Origin of the sequence: Streptomyces sp. NPDC047117 (assembly GCF_040643545.1) — a bacterium.
Lineage (GTDB): Bacteria > Actinomycetota > Actinomycetes > Streptomycetales > Streptomycetaceae > Streptomyces.
On the sequence record NZ_JBEYUN010000020.1, the window covers coordinates 157,572 to 168,389 of the forward strand.

A 10,818-nucleotide genomic window follows, 5' to 3' on the forward strand; every position below is an offset into this window, starting at 1 on the left:
CGGCGGGGCGCGCCGCCCTCGGCCGCGGCGCGCCCCGCTTTCGTACGCCGGAATCCCTCAGCGGTGCGCGTACAGGTCGCGCAGCAGGGCGATCTCCGCGCCGTGGTGGATCGTCTCCCGGTTGATGTGCAGCACCAGCTCGGCCATCGGCGACTCGGCGAACTCGCCCTCCGCCGGGCCGCAGGGCCGTGCCAGCCCCTCCTCGCCCAGCCCGCGCACGCCGTCCAGCCAGGCCGCGTACGCCGCGTCGAGCTGCTCCAGCGCGCCCTGCGCGGAGCCCGCGTACGCGAAGCTCTCGTAGTCCGTCGTCGGCCCGCCGAAGTGGTTCGCGACGCGCATCCCGAAGACCCCGACGATGATGTGGGCCAGCCGCCAGGCGATCGTCGTCACCGGCGCGGGCACCGGCTCGGGGAAGGCGAAGTCGACCGTGAACGCGCCGGCGCCCGCCTGGACGGGCGCGCTGCCCGTGCCGCGCGGCCGGACGTTCCAGGCGTCCGCCACCGGCTCCCAGAAGTACTCCTCGTCGGTCAGCCCCGCCAGGCGCCCGCGCAGCTGGTGCCGCCAGTGCCAGTCGAGCTGCTCCGTCAACCTGTCGTTCCAGAGGATGGTCATGGCCCGACGGTAGGGGCGGTCTCGCCCGGCGCGCGGCGGAACGCGCCGGGCGGGGGAGGCGCCGCCGGAATACCGTTTCGCGAGGCGGCCCGGTGGCTCGGTACGATTCGGGGAGCGCAGCGATCGCTGCCGCCCAGCAGACATACGTCAGGAGAGACCGGTGTCAGACGTCCGTGTGACCATCCAACGCGATTCCGAGCGGGAAGAACGCGTGGTGACCACGGGCACTACGGCCGCCGACCTCTTCCAGGGCGAGCGCAGCATCGTCGCGGCGCGGGTGGCCGGAGAGCTCAAGGACCTCGCGTACGAGGTCGCCGACGGCGAGACCGTCGAGCCCGTGGAGATCACCTCCGAGGACGGTATGAACATCCTGCGGCACTCCACCGCGCACGTGATGGCGCAGGCCGTGCAGGAGCTGTTCCCGGACGCCAAGCTCGGCATCGGCCCGCCGGTCAAGGACGGCTTCTACTACGACTTCGACGTCGAGACCCCGTTCACCCCCGAGGACCTCAAGCGCATCGAGAAGAAGATGCAGGAGATCCAGAAGCGGGGCCAGCGCTTCTCGCGCCGGGTCACCACCGACGAGGACGCCCGCGAGGAGCTGGCGGCCGAGCCGTACAAGCTGGAGCTGATCGGTCTCAAGGGCAACGCGTCCTCGGACGACGGCGCCGACGTCGAGGTCGGCGCCGGCGAGCTGACCATCTACGACAACCTCGACGCCAAAACCGGCGAGCTGTGCTGGAAGGACCTCTGCCGCGGTCCGCACCTGCCCACCACCCGGAACATCCCGGCGTTCAAGCTGATGCGCTCCGCCGCCGCCTACTGGCGCGGCAGCGAGAAGAACAAGCAGCTCCAGCGGATCTACGGCACCGCCTGGCCGACCAAGGACGAGCTCAAGGCGTACCTGGAGTTCCTCGCCGAGGCCGAGAAGCGCGACCACCGCAAGCTCGGCGCGGAGCTGGACCTGTTCTCCATCCCGGAGGAGATCGGCTCGGGCCTGGCGGTCTTCCACCCCAAGGGCGGCATCATCCGCCGGGTCATGGAGGACTACTCCCGGCGGCGCCACGAGGAGGCGGACTACGAGTTCGTCTACAGCCCGCACGCCACCAAGGGCAAGCTGTTCGAGAAGTCGGGCCACCTGGACTGGTACGCCGACGGCATGTACCCGCCCATGCAGCTCGACGAGGGCATTGACTACTACCTCAAGCCCATGAACTGCCCGATGCACAACCTGATCTTCGACGCGCGCGGCCGCTCGTACCGTGAACTGCCGCTGCGTCTCTTCGAGTTCGGCACGGTGTACCGGTACGAGAAGTCCGGCGTGGTGCACGGCCTGACCCGCGCCCGCGGCTTCACCCAGGACGACGCGCACATCTACTGCACCAAGGAGCAGATGGCGGACGAGCTGGACGCCACGCTCACCTTCGTCCTGGACCTGCTGCGCGACTACGGCCTGACCGACTTCTACCTGGAGCTGTCCACCAAGGACCCGGAGAAGTTCGTCGGCTCGGACGAGGTCTGGGAAGAGGCCACCGAGACGCTGCGCAAGGTCGCCGAGAAGCAGGGCCTGCCGCTGGTCCCGGACCCGGGCGGCGCCGCGTTCTACGGCCCGAAGATCTCCGTGCAGACCAAGGACGCCATTGGCCGTACCTGGCAGATGTCCACGGTCCAGCTGGACTTCAACCTGCCGGAGCGCTTCGACCTGGAGTACACCGCGCCGGACGGCTCCAAGCAGCGGCCCGTCATGATCCACCGGGCGCTGTTCGGCTCCATCGAGCGGTTCTTCGCGGTCCTGCTGGAGCACTACGCGGGTGCGTTCCCGGTCTGGCTGGCCCCGGTGCAGGCGACCGGCATCCCGATCGGCGACGCGCACGTGCCGTACCTGGAGGAGTTCGCGGCCGAGGCCAAGAAGAAGGGCCTGCGCGTCGAGGTCGACTCCTCCTCGGACCGGATGCAGAAGAAGATCCGCAACGCGCAGAAGTCCAAGGTCCCGTACATGATCATCGCGGGTGACGAGGACGTCGCGAACGGTGCAGTCTCCTTCCGGTACCGCGACGGCTCGCAGGAGAACGGCATCCCGAAGGACGAGGCCATCGCCAAGATCCTCAAGGCGGTCGAGGAGCGGGCCCAGGTCTGATCCGCAACCGCCGCCGACGGCCCCCGGAGCGCGCCCCGCGTCCTCCGGGGGCCTTCTGCTGTCCGGACCCGCCGACGTCACGTCGACGGGTGAAGTCATATGCTGCTCAACATGACGACTGAGCCGGAGCAGCAGATCGGAGTCGGGACCCAGGACGCCTTCCAGCGCCTGTGGACGCCGCACCGGATGGCCTACATCCAGGGTGAGAACAAGCCGACCGGCCCGGGTGCCGACGACGGCTGTCCGTTCTGCACGATCCCGGCGAAGTCGGACGAGGACGGGCTGATCGTCGCCCGCGGCGAGCGCGTTTATGCGGTGCTCAACCTCTACCCGTACAACGGCGGCCACCTGATGGTCGTGCCCTACCGGCACGTCGCCGACTACACCGAGCTGGACGACGCCGAGACGGCGGAGCTGGCGAAGCTCACGAAGCAGGCGATGGCGGCGCTGCGTGCGGCGTCGGGCGCGCACGGCTTCAACATCGGGATGAACCAGGGCGGCGTCGCCGGTGCGGGCATCGCGGCGCACCTGCACCAGCACGTCGTCCCGCGCTGGGGCGGCGACACCAACTTCATGCCGGTCGTGGGGCACACCAAGGTGCTGCCGCAGCTGCTGGCGGACACCCGCGCGATGCTGGCGGACGCCTGGCCGGCGGCCTGACGCGGCACCACCGAGCATGAGGGTGGCCGGTACGGGAATCCGTACCGGCCACCGTCATGCCGTGTGTGCCGTGCTCACGCGTCGTACGCGTCCGCCTTCCGCGGCATCGGGTCCTGCACCGCCCCGCTGAGCACCAGCGAGCGGTTGTCGAAGCGGGTGATGTCCACGCCGTTCTCCTGCAGGACGCTCATCGCCGCGGAGTGCACCACGCGCAGCACGGGCGTGGCGGCGCGCAGCGCGTCGTCCGCCATGAAGCGGTGCCGCCAGGGCTTGTCGGCCCAGACGTGGCGCAGCCCGAACGGCTCGGGGAGCGCGAGCTTGCCGCCGAGGAAGTCCAGGACCGGAGGGAACCAGGTCAGCGGGGCGCGGGCGGCGAGGCGGACCACCTCGCTCGTGTCGATGAGGGGCAGCGTGGAGGTCCTGGTCTCCCAGAACTTCACCGTCTTGTTGACCGTGACGGTCTTGGGGCTGGGCTTGCCGAGGAAGAGGCCGTTGACCGGGCCGAGGGCGTGGCCGGTGACCTCGATGCGCAGCGTCTCGTGCAGCACGGTGACGGTGATCAGCAGGGTCAGTACGAGCTGGCCGTCCCAGAGGACGAACTGCACGCCGAGGTAGTGGCGGTTGCCGGCGCCGAACTGCTGCTCGTTGCAGATCCGCTCTATCTCGTGCGGGCGGATCTGGTACGCGTCGGTGTCGGTGCCCTCGGGGCGGGCGACCGCGTCGGCGCCCTCGGCGACGGGGACGACGATCCAGTGGCGTACGGAGGGGGCCTGGCCGAAGCCGCCGGTGTGCAGCGGGCTGCGCTCCAGGAGCTTGAGCCGGTCGTGGATGACGCGGATGACGTCCCAGCTGCGGAAGGGGTGGATCTCGGAGCCTTCTTCGGCGGGCCGCAGTTCCTCGGCGAGCTGCCAGCTGCCCCAGCGGGTGCCCATGCCGAGTATGCCCTTGGGGCCGGCGTAGAAGACGACGTTGCTGTTCTGCTCGGCGCTGAGCTTGGCGAGGTTCTGGCGGAGCTGTTCGGCGGCGGTCTGGGTGGGGTCCTGGGGCACCGCCTCGGGGATCTTCGCGCCGATGCCGCCGCCGCCCAGGATGCCGCTCCAGGCTTCGCGGAGGTCGACGGCGGTGCGCTCGCAGATCCGCTTGGCCCACCACCAGCCTATGACGGGGGCGACGAGCATCAGCCGGACGTAGATCATCCAGAAGCTGTCGAAGGGCAGCTTGATCAGGAAGATCAGGATGATGCCGCCGAGCGCGACGAGCAGCACCGTGCCGAGTGCGCTCTTGCCCTTGTGGGTGGCCTTGTCCAGGATCCGCTTGAGCTGGAAGAGGCCGAGCCAGAGGAGCACGCCGGGCAGGAAGAGCAGCCCGAAGACGACCATGAGGATGGTCAGCTTGGTGTCCCGCTCCTTGCGGATGCGGCTGGCGGCGAGGCAGTGCTCGACGACGGTCTGCGGCTCTATGCCGAAGGACTGGATCAGCGCCTTGCGGCCGCCGCCGAGCATGCGGACCTGGACGGCGCGCGAGAACGCCTCGCCGAGGTTCGGTTCGAAGAGCGAGAGCTTGGGTTTCTTGATGTCGGACGTGGCGGTGTCGGAGTCGGCCTTGGAGATGTCCGAGAGCGGACTGTCCCGGTAGGCCGCCGAGGCCAGCGCCTGGGTCGCGGCGGTCTGGCCCGCGCCGCCGGCGATCGGTACCTGTGCCCCCGGACTGAAATCGAAGCCGTCCATCGTCGTCACCAAGGCCCCCTCGCCGCCGTCTGCCCCTGCCGTGGGCGCGCTTCCCGGAGGACGCCCCTAGGCGCCCTTCCCGCCGGCCGCCCCCGGCACACCTGCTGAGCTGGACCTCAGCGTACAGCCGGCGTGCTGCCCAAGGGAGTTGAGCGTACGCCCCGGGGCAGGACGCCGGCCGTGCCGCCGGCCTCGGACGTGCGAACTAGCCGCCGTTCTCCTGCTTTTCGCGCTCGTCCCGGATCCTGGCCGCGAGCTGCGGAGGCATCGGTTCGTGCCGGGCGTAGCGGCGCTGGAAGCGGCCGGTGCCGTGCGAGAGTGACCGGAGATCGACGGCGTAGCGGCCGATTTCGTACTCCGGGACCTCGGCGCGCACTACGGTGCGGCCCGCGCCGGACTGCTCGGTGCCCACGACGCGGCCGCGCCGCCCGGACAGGTCGCTCATCACCGGGCCCACGTAGTCGTCGGCGACCAGGACGGTGACCTCGGCGACCGGCTCCAGGAGGTGGATGCGGGCCTCGGCGGCGGCTTCGCGCAGTGCGAGGGCGCCCGCGGTCTGGAACGCGGCGTCGGAGGAGTCGACGGAGTGCGCCTTGCCGTCCAGCAGCGTCACCCGTACGTCGACGAGCGGGTACCCGGCCGCGACGCCGCGCGTCGCCTGGGCCCGTACGCCCTTCTCCACGGACGGGATGAACTGGCGGGGCACCGCGCCGCCCACGACCTTGTCCACGAACTCGATGCCGCTGCCGCCGGGCAGCGGCTCCACCTCGATCTCGCAGATCGCGTACTGGCCGTGGCCGCCCGACTGCTTGACGTGCCGGCCGCGCCCGGCGGCCTTGGCGCCGAACGTCTCCCGCAGCGACACCTTGTGCGGTACGGCGTCGACCTGCACCCCGTACCGGGAGCGCAGCCGCTCCAGCGCCACGTCCACGTGGGCCTCGCCCAGGCACCACAGGACGACCTGGTGGGTGTCCTGGTTCTGTTCCAGGCGCATCGTGGGGTCCTCGGCGACGAGCCGTGCCAGGCCCTGGGAGAGCTTGTCCTCGTCCGCCTTGCTGTGTGCCTGGATGGCGACCGGCAGCAGCGGGTCGGGCATGTCCCAGGGCGCCATGAGCAGCGGCGCCTCCTTGGCGGAGAGGGTGTCGCCGGTCTCGGCGCGGGAGAGCTTGGCGACGCAGGCCAGGTCGCCGGCGACGGCCTTGGTGAGCGAGCGCTGCTGCTTGCCGAAGGGCGCGGACAGCGCGCCGATGCGTTCGTCGACGTCGTGGTCCTCGTGCCCGCGGTCGGCGAGCCCGTGCCCGGAGACGTGCACGGTCCGGTCGGGGTGGAGGGTGCCGGAGAAGATCCGTACGAGCGACAGCCGGCCGACGTACGGGTCGGACGAGGTCTTGACGACCTCGGCGACCAGCGGGCCCTCGGGGTCGCAGGTGAGGGCGGGCCGGGGCGCGCCCTCGGGGGTGGTGACGGCGGGGGCCTCCCGCTCGGCGGGGGTGGGGAACCCCCGGGTGATCAGCTCCAGCAGCTCGACGGTGCCCAGCCCCTCCTTGCTGCCCTCGGCGGCGGGCGCGGCGGCGAGCACCGGATGGAAGCTGCCGCGGGCCACGGCGGTCTCCAGATCGCCGATGAGCGTCTTGATGTCGATGTCCTCGCCGCCGAGATAGCGGTCCATCAGGGACTCGTCCTCGCTCTCGGCGATGATCCCCTCGATCAGGCGGTTCCTGGCCTCCTCGATGAGGGGCAGCTCCTCGGGCTCGGGATCACGCTCCTTCCGGACGCCGGTGGAGTAGTCGTACACCCGCTGCGTGAGCAGCCCGATCAGGCCGTGCACGGGGGCGTGGCCGTCGGCACCGGCCTCGCCGTACAGCGGGAGGTACAGCGGCAGTACGGCGTCGGGATCGTCGCCGCCGAAGGACGTGCCGCAGGTTCCGGTCATGCTGTCGAAGTCGGCGCGGGCCGCTTCGAGGTGGGTGATCACTATGGCGCGGGGCATGCCGACCGCCGCGCACTCGTCCCAGACCATGCGGGTGGCGCCGTCCACGCCGTCCGCCGCCGAGACAACGAAGAGGGCCGCGTCCGCTGCCCGCAGACCGGCCCTCAGCTCCCCGACGAAGTCGGCGTATCCGGGGGTGTCCAACAGATTGATTTTGATTCCGTCCCATTCGACAGGGACCAGGGAGAGCTGTACCGAGCGTTGCTGGCGGTGCTCGATCTCGTCGTAGTCGGAGAGGCAGCCGCCGTCCTCCACCCGGCCCGCCCTGTTGACCGCGCCCGACGCCAGCGCGAGGGCTTCGACCAGGGTCGTCTTCCCCGATCCGCTGTGGCCGACCAGCACCACGTTCCGTACGGAGGAGGGGTGGTCGACCGCCGCTGCCCTGCCGGCGGCTCCTGGATGTGTGCTCGTCTTGTCGCCCATGTGTCTCGCCTCCAGGTCGACACTCTGCGGTGCTCCGAGCTTTCCACCGAGGTCATGGTGCGTCCATACATCGCACAAGGGACGATAAGGGATCTTGGGGGTGTCCGGGGAGCATGCCGGACAAGCCCGAACGGGTGGTCCGGGCATGTGTGTGCGGCCGCCAACTGCCGCCGCCGGCTGTGCTCATGGCCCCCAAGGCGGTCCCGGGCGACTGCGCCGGGCGGGTGGCGGGGGAGGCCCCGGCGGGTGCGCGGGTCGTCCGCGAGCCGTGGTGCGTTCGCAAAGCGACGTGGACGCCTGGCTACGATGGGCCAGCCGGTGGCCCCATTGACCGCGCGGCCCGCACACAACCTCCGGGAAGGCCATGCTGAACAAGTACGCGCGTGCGTTCTTCACGCGTGTTCTCACGCCGTTCGCCGCCCTGCTCATCCGTCTCGGCATCAGCCCCGACGTGGTCACCGTCCTGGGCACCGCCGGGGTGGTCGCCGGAGCCCTGGTCTTCTATCCGCTCGGCGAGTTCTTCTGGGGCACCGTCGTCATCACCCTGTTCGTCTTCTCGGACCTGGTCGACGGCAACATGGCACGGCAGCTGGGCCGGTCCAGCCGCTGGGGCGCGTTCCTGGACTCCACCCTGGACCGGGTCGCCGACGCGGCGATCTTCGGCGGGCTCGCCCTCTGGTACGCGGGCCGCGGCGACGACCTGCTGCTCTGCGCCGTGACGATCTTCTGCCTCGCCTCCGGCCAGGTCGTCTCGTACACCAAGGCCCGCGGCGAGAGCATCGGCCTCCCGGTGAACGTCAACGGCCTCATCGAACGCGCCGAACGCCTGGTCATCTCCCTGGTGGCCTGCGGCTTCTCCGGCCTGCACAAGTTCGGCGTGCCCTGGATCCAGAACCTGCTCCCGATCGCCCTGTGGATCGTGGCCGTCGGCAGCGCGGTCACCCTCGGGCAGCGGGTGGTCACCGTACGCCGGGAGTCCGCCGAGGCGGACACCGTGGGGGGAGAGAGCGCGTGATCAACAGGGAACGGCTCACCGACGCCCTGTACGGACTGGGCTGGGCCACGGTCAGGAAACTGCCCGAACCGGTCGCCGTACGGCTCGGCGAACGCATCGCCGACACCGTCTGGAAGAAGCGCGGCAAGGGCGTACAGCGCCTGGAGTCCAACCTCGCCCGCGTCGTCCCGGACGCCACCCCGCAGGCCCTCACGCGCCTGTCCCGGACCGGCATGCGCTCGTACATGCGGTACTGGATGGAGTCCTTCCGTCTCCCGGCCTGGAGCCTGGACCGGGTCCGCGACGGCGTGGACGTCCAGGAGGTCCACCGCCTCACCGAGGCCCTGGACAGCGACCGCGGCGTCATCCTCGCCCTGCCCCACATGGGCAACTACGACCTCGCCGGCGTCTGGGTCACCCGCGCCCTCGGCGTCCCCTTCACCACCGTCGCCGAGCGCCTGAAGCCCGAGTCCCTCTACGACCGGTTCGTCGCGTACCGCGAGAGCCTGGGCATGGAGGTCCTGCCGCACACCGGCGGCGCGGCCTTCGGGATACTCGCCCGGCGGCTGCGCGCCGGCGGCCTGATCTGCCTGGTCGCCGACCGCGACCTGTCCGCCTCCGGCATCGAGGTGAAGTTCTTCGGCGAGGCCGCCAAGATGCCCGCAGGACCGGCCATGCTCGCGCTCCAGACCGGCGCGGTACTGCTGCCGGTCACCCTGTGGTACGACGGTACGCCCGTCATGCGGGCCCGTGTGCACCCCGGGATCGAGGTACCCGAGACCGGTACGCGTACGGAGAAGGCCGCCGCGATGACCCAGGAGTTGGCAGACGCCTTTGCCTCGGGCATCGCCGAGCACCCGGAGGACTGGCACATGCTGCAGCGTCTGTGGCTCGACGACCTGGAGCCGCGCGGTGCCGGCGACCGCGGGACGGAGACCTCGTGAGGATCGGCATCGTCTGCCCCTACTCGTGGGACGTCCCCGGCGGCGTCCAGTTCCACATCCGCGACCTCGCCGAGCACCTCATCCGGCTCGGCCACGAGGTCTCCGTACTCGCCCCGGCCGACGACGAGACCCCGCTCCCGCCGTACGTCGTCTCCGCCGGACGTGCCGTACCCGTCCCGTACAACGGTTCGGTCGCGCGGCTCAACTTCGGCTTCCTCTCCGCCGCGCGGGTACGGCGCTGGCTCCACGACGGCGCGTTCGAGGTCATCCACATCCACGAACCGGCCTCCCCCTCGCTCGGCCTCCTGGCCTGCTGGGCGGCGCAGGGCCCCATCGTGGCGACCTTCCACACCTCCAACCCGCGCTCCCGCGCCATGATCGCCGCGTACCCGATCCTCCAGCCGGCCCTGGAGAAGATCAGCGCCCGCATCGCGGTGAGCGAATACGCCCGCCGCACCCTCGTCGAACACCTCGGCGGCGACGCGGTCGTCATCCCCAACGGCGTCGACGTCGACTTCTTCGCCCGCGCCGAGCCGAAGGAGGAGTGGCAGGGCCGGACCATCGGCTTCATAGGCCGCATCGACGAGCCCCGCAAGGGCCTCCCCGTCCTCATGAAGGCCCTCCCCGAGATCCTCGCCCAGGTCCCCGACGCGCGCCTCCTCGTCGCCGGCCGCGGCGACGAAAAGGAAGCGGTGGCGAACCTCCCCGCCGAACTCCGCGACCGCGTCGAATTCCTCGGCATGGTCACCGACGAGGACAAGGCCCGCCTGCTCCGCAGCGTCGACCTGTACGTCGCCCCCAACACCGGCGGCGAGTCCTTCGGCATCATCCTCGTAGAGGCGATGTCGGCGGCGGCCCCCGTCCTGGCGTCCGACCTCGACGCCTTCGCGCAGGTCCTCGACCAGGGCGAGGCTGGCGAACTCTTCACCAACGAGGACGCGGGGGCGCTCGCCGCTTCGGCCGTACGGCTGCTGCGTGACCCGGCGCGGCTCGCGGAGCTCCGCGAACGCGGCAGCCGCCACGTACGCCGCTTCGACTGGTCGACGGTCGGCGCGGACATCCTCGCGGTGTACGAAACGGTGGCGGACGGCGCGGCAGCCGTGGACACGGACGAGCGCGTGGGGCTGCGGGCCCGGTGGGGCCTGGCCCGAGACTGAAACGGGGGCTGCACCCCGACGGCCCCGGCTTTTGTCTTTCCACCCACCACCGACGGGAGGGGACGGGCCGCAGCGGGTGGGGTACCGGACGTAAAGCGAAGCAGTCCGGTACTCCGCCGTGAGGGTTACGAAGTCGAGGTGCGCGAGGACGGCCCCACGGCGCTCGACGCCGGT

The 10,818-nt window shown here is 70.8% G+C and carries 8 protein-coding genes; 5 read left to right on the forward strand and 3 right to left on the reverse strand.

From position 1 onward, the window contains the following. Window positions 1-57 precede the first annotated feature (57 nt). A complete protein-coding gene (locus tag ABZ840_RS31205; RefSeq protein WP_361565191.1) occupies window positions 58-612 on the reverse strand; it encodes a DinB family protein in 555 nt (184 codons plus the stop codon). A gap of 160 nt (window positions 613-772) precedes the next feature. On the opposite strand from ABZ840_RS31205, the gene thrS reads away from it, so the two are divergent. Both thrS and ABZ840_RS31215 read left to right on the forward strand, forming a co-directional pair. After that, window positions 773-2,749 carry a threonine--tRNA ligase gene (gene thrS / locus ABZ840_RS31210; RefSeq protein ID WP_361565194.1) on the forward strand — a complete coding sequence of 659 codons (1,977 nt, stop codon included), beginning with the start codon at window positions 773-775 and terminating at the stop codon, window positions 2,747-2,749. Between the two features lie 99 nt (window positions 2,750-2,848). Beyond that, window positions 2,849-3,409, forward strand: a complete 561-nt coding sequence (locus ABZ840_RS31215) for an HIT domain-containing protein (RefSeq protein ID WP_361565197.1) — start codon at window positions 2,849-2,851, stop codon at window positions 3,407-3,409. A 74-nt stretch (window positions 3,410-3,483) separates the two neighbouring features. Here the strand turns inward: ABZ840_RS31215 and ABZ840_RS31220 are convergent, their stop codons facing one another. Both ABZ840_RS31220 and ABZ840_RS31225 read right to left on the reverse strand, forming a co-directional pair. Then, entirely contained in the window at window positions 3,484-5,136 is a 1,653-nt protein-coding gene (locus ABZ840_RS31220; RefSeq protein WP_361565233.1) for a hypothetical protein, read from the reverse strand. A gap of 205 nt (window positions 5,137-5,341) precedes the next feature. Continuing rightward, window positions 5,342-7,549, reverse strand: coding sequence for an elongation factor G-like protein EF-G2 (locus ABZ840_RS31225; protein WP_361565200.1), 2,208 nt, complete (start codon window positions 7,547-7,549; stop codon window positions 5,342-5,344). 364 nt (window positions 7,550-7,913) lie between these two features. Here ABZ840_RS31225 and pgsA point away from each other — a divergent pair, with 364 nt between their 5' ends. From pgsA to ABZ840_RS31240, 3 genes are read left to right on the forward strand one after another with little or no spacing between them, the layout of a single operon-like run. Beyond that, window positions 7,914-8,564 carry a phosphatidylinositol phosphate synthase gene (gene pgsA / locus ABZ840_RS31230; protein ID WP_361565203.1) on the forward strand — a complete coding sequence of 217 codons (651 nt, stop codon included), beginning with the start codon at window positions 7,914-7,916 and terminating at the stop codon, window positions 8,562-8,564. After that, complete coding sequence (locus tag ABZ840_RS31235; protein ID WP_361565206.1) at window positions 8,561-9,487, forward strand: phosphatidylinositol mannoside acyltransferase; 927 nt, start codon at window positions 8,561-8,563, stop codon at window positions 9,485-9,487. Before pgsA ends, ABZ840_RS31235 begins: the two co-directional genes overlap by 4 nt. Further along, entirely contained in the window at window positions 9,484-10,644 is a 1,161-nt protein-coding gene (locus ABZ840_RS31240) for a glycosyltransferase family 4 protein (RefSeq protein ID WP_361565209.1), read from the forward strand. The genes ABZ840_RS31235 and ABZ840_RS31240 overlap by 4 nt, the downstream gene beginning before the upstream one ends. The last annotated feature ends 174 nt before the right edge of the window (window positions 10,645-10,818 follow it).

Bases quoted from the DNA above. Each gene is read 5' to 3' on its own strand.
- ABZ840_RS31205 (WP_361565191.1), bottom strand. From the start codon at position 612: ATGACCATCCTCTGGAACGACAGGTTGACGGAGCAGCTCGACTGGCAC.
- ABZ840_RS31215 (WP_361565197.1), top strand. From the start codon at position 2,849: ATGCTGCTCAACATGACGACTGAGCCGGAGCAGCAGATCGGAGTCGGG.
- ABZ840_RS31220 (WP_361565233.1), bottom strand. From the start codon at position 5,136: ATGGACGGCTTCGATTTCAGTCCGGGGGCACAGGTACCGATCGCCGGC.
- ABZ840_RS31225 (WP_361565200.1), bottom strand. From the start codon at position 7,549: ATGGGCGACAAGACGAGCACACATCCAGGAGCCGCCGGCAGGGCAGCG.
- pgsA (WP_361565203.1), top strand. From the start codon at position 7,914: ATGCTGAACAAGTACGCGCGTGCGTTCTTCACGCGTGTTCTCACGCCG.